12 protein-coding genes are annotated in these 18,406 nt (G+C 42.8%); all 12 read right to left on the bottom strand.

Annotation, left to right across the window (positions count from 1 at the left end; genetic code table 11):
• Positions 1–117 precede the first annotated feature (117 nt).
• The 12 genes from C7Y71_RS02985 to C7Y71_RS02930 all read right to left on the bottom strand — a co-directional run bounded on the left by C7Y71_RS02985 (position 118) and on the right by C7Y71_RS02930 (position 18,303).
• A complete protein-coding gene (locus tag C7Y71_RS02985) occupies positions 118–6,255 on the bottom strand; it encodes a WG repeat-containing protein (protein ID WP_111898636.1) in 6,138 nt (2,045 codons plus the stop codon).
• A gap of 204 nt (positions 6,256–6,459) precedes the next feature.
• Positions 6,460–7,224, bottom strand: coding sequence for an imidazole glycerol phosphate synthase subunit HisF (gene hisF, locus C7Y71_RS02980; protein ID WP_111898637.1), 765 nt, complete (start codon positions 7,222–7,224; stop codon positions 6,460–6,462).
• Between the two features lie 20 nt (positions 7,225–7,244).
• Positions 7,245–7,970, bottom strand: a complete 726-nt coding sequence (hisA, locus tag C7Y71_RS02975; RefSeq protein WP_111898638.1) for a 1-(5-phosphoribosyl)-5-[(5-phosphoribosylamino)methylideneamino]imidazole-4-carboxamide isomerase — start codon at positions 7,968–7,970, stop codon at positions 7,245–7,247.
• Between the two features lie 15 nt (positions 7,971–7,985).
• Positions 7,986–8,591 (bottom strand): imidazole glycerol phosphate synthase subunit HisH, encoded by a 606-nt coding sequence (gene hisH, locus C7Y71_RS02970; RefSeq protein WP_111898639.1) that lies wholly within the window; start codon positions 8,589–8,591, stop codon positions 7,986–7,988.
• A 33-nt stretch (positions 8,592–8,624) separates the two neighbouring features.
• Positions 8,625–10,406 carry a translation elongation factor 4 gene (lepA, locus tag C7Y71_RS02965; protein WP_111898640.1) on the bottom strand — a complete coding sequence of 594 codons (1,782 nt, stop codon included), beginning with the start codon at positions 10,404–10,406 and terminating at the stop codon, positions 8,625–8,627.
• Between the two features lie 74 nt (positions 10,407–10,480).
• Positions 10,481–11,029 (bottom strand): dTDP-4-dehydrorhamnose 3,5-epimerase, encoded by a 549-nt coding sequence (gene rfbC, locus C7Y71_RS02960; protein WP_111898641.1) that lies wholly within the window; start codon positions 11,027–11,029, stop codon positions 10,481–10,483.
• 33 nt (positions 11,030–11,062) lie between these two features.
• Positions 11,063–13,603 (bottom strand): ATP-dependent Clp protease ATP-binding subunit, encoded by a 2,541-nt coding sequence (locus C7Y71_RS02955; RefSeq protein ID WP_226943538.1) that lies wholly within the window; start codon positions 13,601–13,603, stop codon positions 11,063–11,065.
• Between the two features lie 437 nt (positions 13,604–14,040).
• On the bottom strand, positions 14,041–14,622 hold the full coding sequence (locus tag C7Y71_RS02950) for a DUF308 domain-containing protein (protein WP_111898642.1): 582 nt from the start codon (positions 14,620–14,622) through the stop codon (positions 14,041–14,043).
• 110 nt (positions 14,623–14,732) lie between these two features.
• Positions 14,733–16,571, bottom strand: a complete 1,839-nt coding sequence (locus tag C7Y71_RS02945) for an ABC transporter ATP-binding protein (RefSeq protein ID WP_226943536.1) — start codon at positions 16,569–16,571, stop codon at positions 14,733–14,735.
• An 8-nt stretch (positions 16,572–16,579) separates the two neighbouring features.
• Positions 16,580–16,981 (bottom strand): hypothetical protein, encoded by a 402-nt coding sequence (locus tag C7Y71_RS02940; RefSeq protein ID WP_111898643.1) that lies wholly within the window; start codon positions 16,979–16,981, stop codon positions 16,580–16,582.
• A gap of 35 nt (positions 16,982–17,016) precedes the next feature.
• On the bottom strand, positions 17,017–17,769 hold the full coding sequence (locus C7Y71_RS02935) for a caspase family protein (protein WP_146739438.1): 753 nt from the start codon (positions 17,767–17,769) through the stop codon (positions 17,017–17,019).
• A 27-nt stretch (positions 17,770–17,796) separates the two neighbouring features.
• The gene (locus C7Y71_RS02930) at positions 17,797–18,303 is read right to left on the bottom strand and encodes a histidine phosphatase family protein (protein WP_111898645.1); all 507 of its coding nucleotides are present in this window, start codon (positions 18,301–18,303) and stop codon (positions 17,797–17,799) included.
• Positions 18,304–18,406 lie beyond the last annotated feature (103 nt).

The raw sequence follows: 18,406 nt of genomic DNA, 5'->3' as shown, positions 1-18,406 counted from the left end.
AGGAATACCTTGCTATTCAAAAGAGAATCATTGTGTATAGCTTATATTTATATCTTAAAAAATCTATTAAATTTATTTTGAAATCGTTTCCTATCATTTCTATATATGATAAGGAATTTACAAGCTGTCCCAGAATTCTTGAGATTGTTGATCCATATCTAAATTGTCGTTATAATAGGGACTATCATATGGGTTACGCACAGGTTCTTCATAACTATAGTAATCATAGTCATCTTCTTTATCATAAGACTCAATTAGAGTTCCATTCTCGTCAAAGACGAAAATTTTTCCATCTTTAACCAATTGGCACTTTCCTTTATTAGCATCTGGATCATCTTCGTCATATTCAAAAAGTTCATAATCGTTATATTCGTAAGGGACAATATTTTCACCATTTGTATTGATAATTCCCCATTTGCCGTTTAATTTAGTTGCTGCTATCCTACCTGAGAAAGACTTTGCTTCCTCGTAAATAGGTTCAATTACGACTTGTCCATCAGTAGAGGTATAGCCCCAAAGACCACCATCCGTGCGATAACGTTTCTTATCATAAGTTCCCCCTATATTAATTCTACATAAATTACTTATACATGGCCCTAAGTAGGCTGCATTTGGGATACTAATTATTTGTTTCCTCAAAATATTAAATAGTTCCCAAACATTATTCTTCCTCACGACAGAGATATTGTTATGTACCTTCCCTATAAATTCATAATTGGGTGAAAGAATCTCATTACCTTGATAGTCTACTAACCCATAAATACGATTTTCATCTTTTCTATCTTTATTAGGTTTGTTTATTTGAATACGAATTAGATTCTCTTCAATTTTTTTTATATCATTGTATTTATTAGGTATAATAATATTACCATCAGAATTAACCAATCCCCATAAATTGTTTATACAGAATTTATACAATCCATTGTCCAATAATTCCAATTTAGAAAAAATAGGGGGAAGGATATCATTAGATTTTTTATCTATAAGACCATATTTAAAATCAGTTCTATCCCATTGATTATCTGAGGCTTGAACAGCTATGGCACATTTATCATTAAATGGCTCACAAAACGCATATTTATTATCAACATAAAGTTCTTTTCCATCAACCTCTATAATAAATCTTCCGTCAGTAGTTATATAATTATCTCCTGTATGGAAACGTCCCGTTTCTTTCTCATATTTTATTTCTTCAAAAAATACACAAGGGATTACCTCAATCATTTGACTATTAATAACGCCATGTAGATAAAAGTAATTATCATTTCGATCATGTTTTTTTATTTGAACAATAGCATATCCATCGACAAAACTATTTATATAAGAATAGGTTGGTTCAAGTAAAATATGTCCAGTGATATCAACAAATCCTTTATAATCATTATTGATACCTTCATATATTCTTAATAGTCCATTATATATGTCATCACCAATCTCACTATATTCCAGTGGCAGTAATTCATGGCCAGAATTATCAATCAAGCCCCATTTTTCTTGAGAATTATAATTATTAGCGACCTTGATAAGGTTGTCTGCAATCAGTTTTATATGATCGTATATTGGTTTGCATATAGATTGTCCTTGAAGGGAATATGCACCCCAACGGCCGTCTTGTCTGTATAGTATCATATCAGATTCTATTTGTATATCGTAAATCTGCTTACTAAATGGAACTATTTGTTTTTCTTGAAAATTAATTACGCCATCTTTATAGCTATCATCAGTTTTATCATAAATTGTAGCAATCAGCAAATTGTTTTTATATTCCAATGAACGATACTTCAATGGTATGATTGTCGTTCCAACTTGGTTTATGCAACCAAATAAATTGTTCTTTGAAACAATGATTAGGCCGTTATCTAAAATTTCAATAGTTTCATAAGCATCCGTTTTTATTAAGTTTAGATTATCTTTGAAACTAACACTCTGCTCGCTACTATTAATTAAAACTCCATCAGCTAAGAACAGATTTCCTTCTGTTTTTATCAATGATGAGAATTTAGGTGGAATAATAAGATTTCCTAAATTGTTAATAATTCCATATTTGCCTCCTACTTCTACGATTGCAAAGTCTAGTTCCTTTTTTTTATTGGTAATGTTCTTGCTATTCGTTGTTGGTGTGAATAATGAAATCTCAAAGTCATTAAACTCTCTTACGGAGTCGAAATAAGTATCAGTTGTGGGTTTACCATAAATATCAATTATATGATACTTGTTGTCAATTGACTTTATGGCAATTAATGAGTAACCTATATAAATTGGTTCCTCGATGAGAGATTCTGTTATTATTTCACCTTCGCTATTCAATATAGACCATGTGCTTTTAGATATATCTTCTGGGTAGTTTTTATCTTGGGTACAGCATATATATATATGAATATTTTCGTAATTAAGTTCATCTATTATATCGAATTTAGGACTAATAATCAATAGACCCTCAGAATTAATAAATCCTTTTTTATTATCCTTTTCTATAATAATTAATTCAGTCGTTGAATTATATCCCCAATCATAATCTTCATGGAGAATAAATTCAGATTCTTTTTGTTTATGTTTATATGTTACAATTTGTTGGAATTCTTTATTCACAAAACCAATATGGCCATTATGATAAACTCTTGAACGGTCTTGTGAATTGAAATCATCTTGCCAATCGTATTTTTTTGACGCGAGAATGTAGTTGCCATTGTAAAGTTTCACTAACTGTTCACCTTTATTATTTACAATACCTTTAACTCTTATATTTGAAATTGTTTTTGTTACAACGAAGTGGTCTCTTCCCCAGATTTCAATAGAATCATAAATAGTAGGTAAAATAAGACACCCATCAGTATTAATTATTCCCCACTTTCCTTCAGAATATCCCCATTTAGTTTCTTTATGACGCCATTCATCGTCTGTTTCGTCATATTCATACCAGTGCCCATCGTTCACTTTTATATAACCATTTTGTAATGATTCTTTTTTTCCAAATTGAGGTGTAAATAGCACTTGTCCTGTTGTTGTAGCCAAACCAATTTTATGATTTGAATAAATCCATATTAATCCAGGAGTAGCAGATTCGATATTATCATATTCAAATTCGAGAATTACATTCTCTTGGGAATCTATCAAGCCATGATGACCAAAGTCATATTTAGAAGCATTATAAATGTTTTGAATTTGTCGCAAATATGAGTATTTGGGCTCAATTAACTCATTAAAATCTTGGTCTAGCAGTCCATAGTCACCTTTAAGCTTAACACGAAACAATCCGTTCTCCAATTCTTCAATTTTATGGTATTTATATGGCAAAATAAAACTGTTATTATTATCGACCACTGCGCAATAATTATTATATTGACTTGGATTAACTTCTTGAATAACCTTAAATCCATTTTTCAATGTTTCTACAATCTTTATTTCTTTTTCTTCTTCAGTGAAATTGCCATTTATATCTAATTCGCCTTTTATTAGAATATCTCTATTTTCATCTTGATTAAAAACATATTTACTAACAGTTGCTTTGCCATTTTCAAAATTAGATATAATATTATATTCGGGTTGTGCAAGGATGCGATAACATTCATCAACTAAACCAACTCTTCCATTTTTTATAAAAGCACGTCCCTTGACAATTTCAGTGTCGTTTACGTCGCCAATAAAATTATATATAGGTTCCAAGCACACCTCGCCTAGTGAGTTTATAATGCCGAACTTATAAGTATAGTGCTCTTCATTATAGTAATCTTTATAAGAAAGTTCTTTTATTTCAACCTTCCAAAAACCATTACCAATTGGTGTTATTTTATTGTAATTAGGCTCAATTAAAGTATTGAAATCATGATTAATTAGTCCCTTTTTTTCATCTAACTTTACAATAAATTTATTTTCTACTTGTTCAATGTCCTGATATATTGGAGGTATACAAATCTTTCCATTGCTGTCAATTAAACCATATCCATCTTTACAAATAAGCCAATATTGTATTTCGTTAGTTATTTCTACTTCTTCATTTCTTGGCCGATCATAAGATGGAACATACCCTTTGTATGGTTCTATCGAGAAATAATCAAAAGGTATTACTGTTTTTTCTTTGATATCAATAACACCATATAACTCTCGGCTATTATCGTTTTTATTAGCAATTTTGGCTATGTATAGATTTTGTACAAAGGATTCCAAATTTTCGTATTTAGCTGCTATTATTATTTTGCCTTTGTTGTTGACAATACCATATTTTTCATTTGATACGAATATGTAATTTCCTAAAGAATCTTTTGTTGTCAGATAATCTATAGATTTAGGTAAATGAATAATGCTTGTGTCATTAATTATAACAAAGTTAAATGATTCATCTACATAATTCTCAAATCCATTGATGATTACTTTTGCTATACCATCCTTAAAGTTGTATCCCCATGTGAATTTTGATGGCAACTTTATATAATTGCCATCGTCTGTTTTAATTATTTTCTCTGCAGACTCATTTAAAAGACCTTTTCGACCATCTTTAGAAACAGCAATATAATTGCCTTCTATGTTGATTTCATCAAAAGATTCTTCGGTCAACTTCCCAACATTATTGTAAATATACCAAACTTTATTGTTATAGCTATACCTATAAGAATGATTACTAATTTTGTACAATCCGCTTTGCAGGATAACAAAGTCATCGCATTCGGTTTTAAAGAGAATTTCACCTTTCTTGTTTGCAACTCCAAATTCTATATAATCATCATCATAATAATCCTTTTTCTTTTTGCTAATAAGGAAATGTTCATTATATAAGCTTATTTGATTCCATGATGCTTTGATTATAACATTTCCTTTTCCGTTTATAACGCCTAATAATCCATTGTAAGTGACCTTATAAAAGTCATTAGTGTATTCTGGACATTTATCAAATATAACAGAAATAATGCGCTTACTTTTTATATTATAACAGCCATACTTCGTTCCTCTGTAATTCTCTTTTTTCTCAAGAGGAATTATATCACCATTAATCTCGCCTATATTATCATATTCAGGGTTAAGTAATGTATTTCCGGCACTATCTATCAATCCCCATTTACCTTCATCGGACACACCTGAAAACACAAGGTTGTTGATATTCTTACCAGCGATACACCACTCTGGCAAATAAATCCTCTGATTAACTCCTTGAGGGGTAATGAAAGCGCGTCCAGATAAATCCACTAAGCTCTCACTTATACCATTCACTTCTACCGAAACACAATCTTTTCTTACTTCTATAATCCTTTTATATCTCGGTTTTATTAGTAACCCAGTTGAAGCATTAAATAGTCCTTTTTTACCATCTAAACTAATTTTGAACACATAGGGATTGTCTGTTCTATCAATATATCCACTAAGTGGAGCTAGCAACTCTTCTCCTTTTTCGTTAATCACTCCATGTTTCCAGTTTTCACTAACTATGGCAAAACCATCCTGAAAAGGTTTACCATCGGTATATGTGTCAAATACTTTTATAATATTTCCATTTATTGAAATTAGGCATAATTTATCGTTTTTATTTAATGCAAAAGCCTTATTTTCACTGAAATCATGTATCTCATTATATTGTAAAGGAACTACAACTTCACATTTTTTATTGATTACACCCCAGTAACCAGTATTATCTTTAACTATTGCATAACCATCTTTGAACTCTTTAGCTACAATGTAAACTTTAGGTAAAGATATAATAGTACTTCCATCATTCAGTAAAATATGTCCTTTGTTATTAATTCGAAATCTATTTCCAGATTCATTGAGAATAAGATTACCATTCGGCTCAATTTCTGGCTCATTTAGATTACATTCAGAACAAAAGCCGTCAACATTAACAAATCCCCAAGAACCAATGCTATGATTTTTATATTTTGCAGTTCCTCCTACAAAATCAGATATAAAATAGAATTGAGGTTCAAATATTTCTTTTCCTTCTGTATCAATAACCCCCCATTTATCATTTAATTGAACACATGCATGTCCATTTTTAAATTCTCTAACAGAATCATATTTCGCAGAAATTGAGATAAAATTCCCTTCATATTTCTTACATTCATTGCCAGAAAGGTTTAGGATTCTACATTCTCCCTTCCTGATAGCTTGGGCATATCCATCTTTAAATGCAGATATATAATCATAACGAGGCTCAAATATTTCCTGGCCACCCCTTAGTATTGCACCATACATGCCATCTTTTACTACTATAGCTACGCCTTGATGGTATTCTCCAACAAAGTCATATTTATCTTCAATATTTGTCATAATCTTGCTATCATTAGTTTTTTATTTCGAAATTCGCTATGATTACCTTGTTCTTGACATACGTATGCTTCTTCTCGGTTTTTCTATAGTATGCTTAATGTATATTATTTATACTTTTGAAATGCTTCAAAAAAATGGTTGTATTACAACATTATATGTCCAACTCAATTAACACACAATGGTCTGTTCAAAAGCACTTGCTTTTTAAGATGTCATTCTCACGTTGATGCCTTGAGTGGAGAGGTGGTGTTTGAGGTCGTTTATGCCGATTTCGCCAAAGTGGAATACACTTGCAGCGAGGGCTGCATCAGCATGACCTATGGTGAAAGCATCTGCAAAATGATTCATCTTGCCCGCACCGCCGGAGGCAATGACGGGTATGGAGAGTAAATCGTGGAGTTTCGATAGGGCATCTAGCGCAAAACCTTCCTTCACACCGTCGTGGTCCATACTCGTAAAGAGAATCTCACCTGCACCGCGGTCTTCCACTTCCTGCGCCCAGTCGAAGAGTGTACGGTCGGTAGGCACGCGCCCGCCATTAAGGTAGCACCGCCACTTGCCGTCAGCCTCCTGCTTGGCATCAATCGCTACAACACATACCTGCGAGCCGAAACGGCGCGTGATGTCGTTCACCAGCACAGGATGGCGCAGTGCGGCGGAGTTGATGCTCACCTTGTCGGCACCTGCTGAGAGCAGACGTTCCACGTCGCCCAGTTCGTTGATGCCACCGCCCACGGTGAACGGAATGTTGAGCGTGGCTGCCACACGCGACACCATGTCGGTGAAAGTCTTTCTGCCTTCGTGGCTGGCTGTGATATCGAGAAAAACGAGTTCGTCTGCCCCTTGTTCGCTATACAGACGTCCCAGTTCAACAGGGTCGCCGGCACTGCGTAGGTTGACAAAATTCGTACCTTTAACGGTTTCGCCGTCTTTCACGTCAAGACAGGGTATGATACGTTTGGCAAGCATATTATAGTGTATTTACGGTCTTATTGAATGTATTGTTTTGACACTTCCCGCAGGTCGATTTTCCCTTCATAGATGGCTTTACCGAATACCACTTCAGGAACACCAATTTCATTTAGCGTCTGAAGGTCGTCAATGCCGCTCACGCCGCCAGATGCTATTAAGCCACAGTCGGGAAAAGTCCGCATCACCTTCTGATACAGTGCAGTTGAAGGTCCCGCCAGCGTACCGTCGTGGCTGATGTCAGTGCACAGCACCTTCTTCAGCCCCTTCTCGCCGTAACCGGCGATGAAGTCCATGAGCGTCAGTTCCACTTCTTCCTGCCAGCCGTTGATGCGGATTTTTTCGTCCTGCACATCGGCACCGATAATGAAACGCTCTGCACCATATTGCGCAGCCCAATCCAAAACAGTCTCTTTCGATGTGGCAGCAATACTACCGAGAGTAACCATAGCCGCGCCATGGTCAAACGCCTTCCGCAGGTCTTCGTCTTGCTTGATACCGCCGCCAAAATCGATAGTCAGACTTGTCTGATTGGCAATGCGCTCCAATACGACGTGATTTACGACGTGCTTCGAACGCGCACCGTCCAGATCAACAAGGTGAAGACGGGGAAAGCCCAAGTCCTCAAAAGCCTTTGCCACCTCAAGAGGATCTTCATTATATACCTTCTCTGTGGCATAATCACCTTTGGTCAAGCGAACGCACTTGCCGTCAATTAAATCTATCGCGGGAATGGGGAGAATCATAGATGTGTATATGGGTTAAAGGTCTATTTCAAGAAAGTTTCGCAGCAATGTCTCGCCATTTTTTCCACTCTTTTCGGGATGAAACTGTGTGGCGAAGAAATTGTCCTTCCTCATCGCTGCCGAAAAAGCCGTGCCACAATAGTCGGTGCTGGCTATGGTAAACCTATCGTGAACGGGTACGTAGAAACTGTGGATGAAATAGAAGAAGTCGTTGTTGCTGATACCTTTGAATAGCGGATTGTCTGCCATGTTGGCGGTATTCCAGCCAATGTGGGGTATCTTGTCTTCTTTTGTCTGTGGAACAAACCGCTTAACGACAGAACCTTCAAAAATACCAAGACAGTCTGTATCGCCTTCTTCGCTGTGAGAACACATGAGTTGCATGCCAATGCAAATTCCAAGAACAGGCTGTTTGAGCGAAGGAATGAGACGGTCCAGTCCGCTTGATTTCAGACTGTTCATCGTTGTAGCGGCTTCACCCTGACCGGGGAACACAATGCGGTCGGCACTGCGGATGTCTTCTTCATTGTCCGTCAGAAGCGGTTCTACACCGATGCGCCGTAGCGCATGAACCACGGAGTAGATGTTGCCCGCGTCGTATTTCACTATTACTACTTTCATCGTCAGAAGTAAATGAAGGGTGGGGTATGAATGTCAGTCGAGTTTCAGAACGGCTAAGAACGCCTTTTGTGGCACCTGAACGTTGCCAATCTCCTTCATGCGCTTCTTTCCGCGTTTCTGCTTTTCGAGCAACTTGCGTTTGCGGGAGATGTCGCCGCCGTAGCATTTCGCCGTTACGTCCTTGCGTACTTGCTTCACAGTTTCGCGTGCAATAATCTTCGCGCCTATGGCGGCTTGGATGGCTATGTCGAACTGTTGGCGGGGTAGCAGTTCTTTCAAACGCTCACACATGCGCCTGCCAAAATAGACGGAATTGTCAACGTGCGTCAGTGTGGAAAGGGCGTCAACAGGTTCTCCGTTGAGCAATATGTCAAGTTTTATCAGTTTTGAGGGGCGGAAACCGATAGGGTGGTAGTCGAAACTGGCATAACCCTTCGATATACTCTTCAACTTGTCATAGAAGTCGATGACAATCTCTGCCAAAGGCATGTCATAGTGGAGTTCAACACGATTGCCGCTGACATATTCCTGTTTTACGAGTTCGCCTCGTTTGGAGAGGCACAACTTCATGATGGCACCGATATAGTCCGTCTGAGTAATGATAGAAGCACGGATATAAGGTTCTTCGATGTGCTCTATCTCGATGGCGTCGGGCATCCCCGCAGGGTTGTGTACTTCTGCCATCTCGCCGTGCTTGTTGAAGATGTGGTAACTCACGTTTGGCACCGTAGTGATGACATTCATGTTGAATTCGCGGTCCAGTCGCTCCTGAATGATTTCCATGTGGAGCAGACCAAGAAAACCGCAGCGGAAACCAAAACCGAGTGCCACACTCGATTCGGGCGAGAACGTCAGCGAAGCATCGTTCAACTGCAATTTCTCAAGACTTGCCCTGAGTTGTTCGAAATCTTCTGTCTCAATAGGATAGACTCCGGCAAAAACCATTGGCTTGACTTCCTCAAAACCGGAAATGGCTTCCTTACACTGATTTGAAACGGAAGTAATCGTATCACCAACTTTTACCTCTGTGGCTGTCTTGATACCGCTCACGATGTAGCCCACATCACCGCAATGCAACTCCTTGCGGGGCGACAGGTCCATCTTCAGCACGCCTATCTCGTCTGCCTGATATTGCTTTTTGGTGTTGACGAAGAGCACCTGCTCGTTGGTGCTGATGTGTCCATTCACAATCTTGAAATAGGCGATAATGCCGCGGAAGGGGTTGAACACACTGTCGAAGATGAGTGCCTGCAGCGGCGCGTCCTCGTCGCCCGTAGGACAGGGAATGCGCTCAACGATGGCTTCCAATATCTCGTCCACGCCCTCGCCGGTCTTGGCAGAAGCGCGGAGTATGTCGGAATGGTCGCAGCCTAAGAGTTCAACAATTTCGTCCTCCACTTCCTCGGGCATGGCATTGATCATGTCGCACTTGTTCAGTACGGGGATTATCTCAAGGTCGTGCTCGATGGCCATGTAGAGGTTTGAAATGGTCTGTGCCTGAACACCTTGGGTGGCATCGACCACCAAAAGACAACCTTCGCAGGCTGCAATGGATCGCGATACCTCATAGGAGAAGTCTACGTGACCCGGGGTGTCTATAAGGTTGAGTGTGTAGGTCTCGCCGCCGTGCTGATACTCCATCTGGATGGCGTGGCTCTTGATGGTGATACCGCGCTCTTTTTCCAAGTCCATGTCGTCGAGCATCTGACCTTCGGTAATCTGGATGGTGCCCGTGCGCTCAAGCAAGCGGTCGGCAAGGGTGCTCTTGCCGTGGTCAATATGGGCTATGATGCAGAAATTGCGTATTTTTTTCAAGTCGGTGTGGATGTATGGGTTATTGTTGGCTCAATGATAGCAGCAGGAGAAGGATTAGACTATATAATATATAATCAGAACTTCTCTGCAATGTCAAAACTTACAGCGTGATTGAGGTCTTTTTCCGAAAGCAGCACGCCTTCCTTCAGCGGCCAGTCGATACCGATGGTGGGGTCGTCGTAGCGAATGCTGCATTCTGCCTGCGGAGCATACACGTTGTCCACCTTATATGTAAACACTGCCGTGTCGGAAAGTACCTGGAAACCGTGGGCAAAACCGCGGGGTATGAACAGTTGGCGCTTGTTTTCATCGCTCAGTTCCACTGCCACATACTTGCCGTAAGTGGACGAGTCCTGGCGCAGGTCAACAGCAACGTCAACCACTCTGCCTTGAAGCACCCTGACAAGTTTCGCTTGCGAAAACTCACCTTTCTGATAGTGCAGGCCGCGGAGCACGCCTTTGCTCGACTTCGACTCGTTGTCCTGAACAAAGTGGACAGCCTTGCCAATGCCGGCATTAAAGTCCGATTCACGCCATGTTTCCATAAAATAGCCTCGGGCATCCTCGAACACCCGCGGCTCTAATATCCATACATCATTGATGTCGGTCTTGATGAAGTTCATATTATAATTTGTTGTATGATACTGATAAATGTCCTATTCGGTAGTGCTTTCGGAGGGTAGGGAGGATTCCTTGACCACTTTGAGTGAGTCGTCATCGGACACGTCCATCAAGAACGTCTTGTTCTCCGAATTATCCATGATGTCTTCACATATCACGTCTTCTATGTACTGCTGTATTGCCCGCTTCAGCGAACGTGCACCGTAAAGTGGGTCGAAACCTTTCTTCACGATGAAGTCAACTGCTGCATCTGTAAGCGTCAGTTCACAACCAATGCCTTGCATGCGCTTGCGAAGAGCATCTATCTCAAGCAGGGCTATCTTGCGCCCGCTTTCTTCATTGAGCGGCTGGAACATGATGATGTCATCAAGGCGGTTGAGGAATTCCGGGGCAAATTGCTTAGACAATGCCTTGCGGACAATGCGTTCTGCATTCTTGCTGTTGCCAGCCAGACCCGTCTTTTCAAAACCTATGCCGCTGCCGAAGTCCTTCAGTTGGCGTGTGCCGCTGTTTGAAGTCATGATAATCACTGTGTTCTTGAAATCAACAGTCTTGCCACTGCCGTCTGTCAGACGACCTTCATCCATCACCTGCAGGAGCGTGTTGAACACATCGGGATGCGCCTTTTCTATCTCGTCGAAAAGAATGATAGAGTAGGGCTTACGGCGAACGCGTTCCGTGAGTTGACCGCCCTCTTCGTAGCCTACATATCCGGGAGTGGAACCCACAAGCCGACTCACGGTGTATCTGTCATGAAATTCTGACATATCGATGCGGATGAGCGCATCTTTACTGCCGAACATGAATTCTGCCAGTGTCTGGACAAGGTAAGTCTTACCCACACCTGTAGGACCTATGAACATGAAGGTGCCAATAGGGCGATTGGGGTCTTTCAGACCTATCCTGTTGCGGGTGATGGAGCGCGTTACCTGGCTGATGGCTTCATCCTGGGCAATGACCTTCGCCGACAGCGCTTCCTTCATGCCTTTCAGGCGGACATTCTCCGTGCTTGCCATCTGGTGTACCGGAACACCGCTCATCATCGATACCACGCTGGCTATGTCTTCTGTGTCCACAAGCAATTTCTCCGATTTCAGTGATTCCTGCCATTCCTTGTTGCGCACATCGAGTTCTTTCTGCTTCTGCTGAGCCTCGTCCCGCAGGTTGGCAGCAAGTTCATATTGCTGTTCGCGGGCTGCTTGCATCTTCTGTTCACGCAGGTCGGAAATCTCTTTCTCCAGTGCAACGATGTCGCCCGGTACGCTGACGTTGACAAGATGGGTGCGGCTACCAGCCTCGTCCATGGCGTCGATGGCCTTGTCGGGCAGAGAGCGGTCGCTGATGTAGCGGTCGGTCAGACGAACGCAAGCATCGAGAGCATCGTCGCTATAAGTAACGTTGTGGTGCTGCTCGTAGCGGTCCTTGATGTTATGCAGTATCTGAAGTGTCTCTTCCTTGGTCGTGGCATTCACCATCACTTTCTGGAAACGACGCTCGAGGGCACCGTCCTTTTCTATCGTCTTGCGATATTCATCTATGGTCGTAGCACCGATACACTGCACCTCGCCGCGAGCCAAGGCTGGCTTGAGAATGTTTGCCGCATCGAGGCTGCCAGGCGCAGAACCGGCACCTATGATGGTGTGAATTTCATCGATGAAGAGAATTATCTCCTTGTGTGTTGACAACTCCATGATCAGGCGACGCAAACGCTCCTCAAACTGACCACGATACTGTGTGCCGGCAACGATGTTTGCCATATTGAGAGAAACAATGCGCTTGTCCTTCAGCGAAGGAGCGGCCTGATTCTTTGCTATCAGTTGAGCCAGACCTTCCACAATGGCACTCTTGCCCACACCAGGGTCGCCGATGATGATAGGATTGTTCTTCTTGCGGCGTGACAAAATCTGGGCAATGCGCTCTATCTCTTTGGTACGACCCACAACGGGGTCCAGTTTATCGTCGCGTGCGGATTGCGTGAGGTCGATGCCATACTGGTCGATGATGGGGGTGTCCGACTGACTTGCGTCGCTCACCCTTGTAGTGCCCGAAGCACCGGAATTGTCATCGCCCTGAGGGTATTCTTCTGTGTCTTCGCCCGCAGGAAAACCATAAGCATTGCTCACGTTAGGCTGTGTGGGATTGAGAATCTTGGAAATACTCTCGTAAGTTACGCCAAATCCGTTCAGGACGTGCTTAGCCTCATTATCCTTGTCGCGCAGCATGGCAAGCAGCAAATGGTGAGCATCGGTCGATTTATCGTGAGAGAAACGTGTTTCCAGAATAGCCAATTTGAAAATCCGCTTGCTGGCATCGTTCAGGATGATGGTTTCTGTCAGATTTTCAAAAAATACAACACTGCCCTGTTTCAATGCCTCCAGACGAGTACGCAGTTCATCAAGGTTCACGCCAGAACTCGTCAGGGCAAGTGTGGCGGAGTTGTCGCTGTCGCGAATGATGCCCAATAGCAGGTGCTGAGGTTCCACCGCTTCACAATGCAAGCGGTGAGCCTCGTCGCGACTATATTGTAATATGCGGGTCAAAGTCGTTGGTAACCCAAATTCCATACCTAATTCCATAATCCTTTCTCTTTTCAGTTTTTGTAATTCATTTTAATATATCCCCAATCAACTATTTATTATAGAATAATGATTCCTATATATATCGTCATTGTTGAATGAAGCGTTTTCCTGTATATTTCAGCAAAATTTGTGCCGAATTACGTCGCCTGCCCCAGAAATGACCTATTTATTCTGCGAAGATACTAAAAAAAACGGAAACAATGCAGAAATGGGCTATAAACAAAAAAAATTGATTGTCTCACGACAACCAACTTTTCACTAACCTTAATCTAATACCATGAAAAACATTGCAAAAGTACAGGGCTAACCGACATGTTGCAAGTTTTTCCGGAAAAAACATCGGTTTGTTTGGATTTTTTTATGATTAAGCAAGTTATTTGTAAACTCGACTGTGAAAATTTTTGATAATGCACTCGAAAAACGTGAATTTATTCCTATTCCACTTCTTCTGCCTTAATCTCAACCACATCTTCTTTCGCTTTATCCTCCTTTACTGATTTCTTGTCGAGACGGTGCACGAAAAAGATAATGCAGAGTTCCAACAGCGCATAGACAATGAAGCCGCAACCGATGAGCGTAACGATGAGCGCGAGCGCTTCGTGCCAGAAAAACATGCACAGCACACCGAACGTGAACAGTACGGCAGGAAGGATGTACAAGCCTGTATGTATCTTCACACCGCGCTTGTGGGCAGTGAACAGTGTGTTGAACTGTGTCAGACTGACTAATATGAGAAGTCCGGCAAGCACGTACATCATAATTTGGATGAACATCTCGGATTTGCAGATCAGTAGCACACCGAACAGTATGCTGCCACCGCTGGCGATGGGTGCCAGTTCTGATGGCGTTTCTTCGCGAAAGTTGCTGATAATGGTCAGACCGCCTATGAGTACGAAAAGAATACCACTGCCGATGACAAGCCAGCGCGTGGCATCGTGCGACACCAAAACGATGAGCACACCCAGAGCCAATAGGAACAAACTACGCTGCAGGGCGCTTTGAAGAAATTTTTTCATAGAAATGCTTATTATTAATCAGTGAAAACTCTTTTATTTGTCAAGTAAGTTTTGTCAAGTAAGTTTCGTCAAGTAAGTTTCGTCAAGTAAGTTTTGTCAAGTAAGTTTTGTCAAGTAAGTTGCGACTGAGTCGCAACTCTCTCAACTCCCTTAACTCTGTCAGCAATCTTATCCACATTCATGCTGCGGGCGCTCGCGTCGAAGATTTCCTTGTAGAGACCGCCTTGACGATATACCTCGTCCGGTGTACCGCTCTGTACGACACGTCCTTTCTGAAGGACATAAATCTGGTCAGCATCAACGATCTGACCGATGTTGTGAGATATGATGATGACCGTTCGCCCCGCCTTGATGGCATCAATGCTCGACTTGATCTGTTCTGTTGCCACGGCATCGAGGCTGGCTGTTGGCTCGTCAAGGAATATGATGGGAGGGTTCTTGATAAACATGCGGGCTATAGCAATGCGCTGTTGCTGTCCACCGCTAAGTTGTAGGGCTGGTGCATCAAATTGTTTGGGCAACTGCATAATCTGGTCGTAGATATAAGCCTGCCGGGCTGCCTCCACCACGTCTTCGTGAGTGGCTTTCGGGTTGCCATACCTGATGTTCTCCTCGATGGTACCGTTGAAGATATGGTTCTTCTGCAACACCAATCCTATGTTTTCACGTAGCCAGCGCGTGTCCCAATCCCGCAGTTCTGTGCTATCGAGTTTGATGCTCCCCGAGTCGGGATGATAGAATTTGTCCAGGAGGTTGACGATAGTCGTCTTGCCCGCGCCGCTCAGACCCACCAAGGCGGTAATCTTTCCACGTTGGATGCGCATGCTCACGTCCGTCAATGCCTTTGTGCCGTTTCCGTAAGTGAAGTCCACTCCGTTTAGTTCGAACTCGCCTCTCACAGTGTCGGGATGGTACTCACCTGTATCCTCCACCTCGTCGTGAGCATGCAGGATGCCAAAGAAGCCTTCAGCATAAATCAGTGCATCGTTCATGTCGTCGTAGATGCGGTGCAACTGCCGGATGGGGGCACTCACGTTGCTGAACAGCATGACGTGGTACATAATCTTTCCGATGCTCATGCCCGGATAGTCTGTCAATACCAGATAGGCAGTGAGAATGATAATCAGTACCGTGCCAATCTGTTCAAAGAAACTCTTCAGACCGTCATAGAGGTAACTCCAGCGCCGGGTACTCATCTGCCGGTCTGTCATGGTTTGTTGCACAGCCTGTTGCTTCTCTGCCTCCACCTGCTCGCGGTTGAACGACTTGATGACGCTGATGCTTTCCAATATGTTCAGGATGCCCTGACTTACTGCCTGATGACTGCTGAAGATGCTCCTCCTGCCACCCTTCATGCGCTTTGCCTGTCTGTATGTGATGTAGAAATACACGGGTACAATGCACAAAGCCACCAAACCGACGTAGAAGTTAGCGGCAAACATCAGTATCAGAGCAAGAATGGCACTGGTGAAGAGGGGGAGAATATCGATGAAAAAGTTGTTTACCGTATTGCTCAGGCTCATCACGCCACGGTCTATGCGCGACTGCAATTTACCCGTGTCATTGTCTTCGGCAGAGAAAAAAGACATGCGGAATGTCAGAATTCTGTCAATCACTTGCAGTGAAAGGTCGCGGCTCACGAAAATGCGAAGTTTCTGTCCGAAATAGCGTTGGAAGAAGGTGATGAAGGCTGCAATGAGTTCCTTGCCCAGAAGGACGATACTGATAATCAGCAATATCTTGGTGGCCTTGCTCCAGTCAAAACTTACGTTCTGTATCAAAGCATTGATGGCATCCACCGCCTTGTCCAGCACTATGGCATTGACCTGCGCCATCAGCGACCCGATGAAAGTCAGCGTAATGGTACACGCAATGAGCAACCTGTAAGGCTTTACGAAGGGCCAAAGGTTCTTCAGCAGACCGAATATGTTCATCTTCTCTGTTTTCATGGCATCCGTCAATGAGACGAAATCGCTTTGTCGTCATCCGACATCGCAGGTTTTTGTCCGCCTGCAGAAGCAGTGGTGTCGGGTGTGGGGACTTTTGTTTCTACGATGGTTTCTGTGTCCCTGTTCAGACGGTCCTTTTCCTTTTTGAAACCTGTTGAGAAAATGAAATTGTTCAGGATATAGAGACAGGCAAACGCACCTATAGCCAGCAGACACACTGTGAGAAGAATCTTGATTTTCTTCTTTATGGGGCGATGGGTTGGGTGAGTGTCATCCTGATGTTCATAATCCATATCCATTATCTCACCGCAGGCAGGACATTTCAGGTTGAATATTATATGGTCGGGGTCGTTGGGGATTTTTAGTTCCCTTTGACAGTTGCTGCACTTAATGGTATGTTTTTTAGACATGATTGTGTATGGTTTTTTGTCGTAGGTGTCAATAATTATGGCGCTTGGTGTTGCGAGGCGCTGACCATTGAAATTGGCATGTCTCTGTCGAATTTACCCCACATCACAGGGTGTTGCATACCGCGTGAAATGGCTGAGACGTTAGAATGGACATATTCGAACAGTTCTATGGCGGAGACAAAGCCGTCAGCATCCATGTCGGCACGTCCGCGGAGAGCCTGAAGCACGAAGGTGGTGAAAAGGCTGTTCCGCCACTCGTAGGCATTCCTGCCGTAACTCATGGGCTCAATCGAACGCTCATTGCTGCGCGAGGAGAGGAAAAACATCACACTCGTTTGCGTACTGTCGGCGGCACGCTCACTGTTGCGGCGTATCTGTCCCGAATGGCAGGCATCTGCTATAATCATCTTCTTGGAAGCCTTGCTGCGGTGCATGGCTTCGTAGATGATGTTGTAATGAAGACTGCCATCGTAGCAGCAGAACAGACCAGGCAACCCGTGACCGCTGAAATAGAACAATATGGCATCGTCTGCCTCCGCCTCACGGAATATATGCATAGCGCGCATCACGTGCTCAACGGTGGCATTGCCATTCGTCAGCAAAACTGTGTTCGCGCCACCCTTCTTGAAAAGGGCGTTCATGGCACGCGCATCATGGTCGCTGTAGGTCAAGTCGTTGCGATAGCCCGGATAGTCTGAAATGCCAATACAGACCACGTAAGTTCTGCCATGAACCAATAGGCAAATGAAAGCAGCAAGCAACGCAAAGATAATTCTTTTAATCGTCATTATTTGATACCACTTGATGTATATCACTCAGCATAAGTCTAACCGCACAACCTGGCAATTCTGCCATCGTTCCACTTCCTGAATGCTTTTGCCTTCTGCCACACCGCGCAAACAGCGCATGAATAGACCATGACTGACCACAAGCACTCGCTTGCCTGCAAATTCAGTGCGAAAGAAGTGGAGTGCTTCGGCTGCGCGCTGCGTCATGGCCGCCACTGTTTCAACACTCTCATAATCGTCCACATTGACACTGCCTATCTTAAGCCCTGTTATCTCTCCCCAATCGCGCTCGCGAAGTAGGGGAGTAGTGAAAACAGGCAGATGAAGAGTGTTGTTTATTAAATCCACAGTGTCTGTGGCGCGTTGCAAGTCACTGCTCACAATGCAGTCAATAGGCACGCCAAGAAGTGACTTCCCCATCTCGATGGCTTGCTCGCGTCCCCTTTCAGTGAGCCGCCCTGGCAGGCAACCCTGAAATATACGGGCGAGATTTTCTTCTGTCTCGCCATGCCGCGATAGGTATAATGTCGTCATGAGTACCTATTTTTTGCAAAGATAGACAAAATGTAGCATAAAATGGGCAGACCATCATCATTAACGCAAAACGAACTACCAGCAAATCCAGTAGTTCGTTATG

The sequence above is a fragment of the Pseudoprevotella muciniphila genome (assembly GCF_003265305.2).
GTDB lineage: Bacteria > Bacteroidota > Bacteroidia > Bacteroidales > Bacteroidaceae > Alloprevotella > Alloprevotella muciniphila.
The sequence above is the reverse complement of the archived record's forward strand: the minus strand, read 5'-3'. Positions and strand labels throughout refer to the sequence as shown.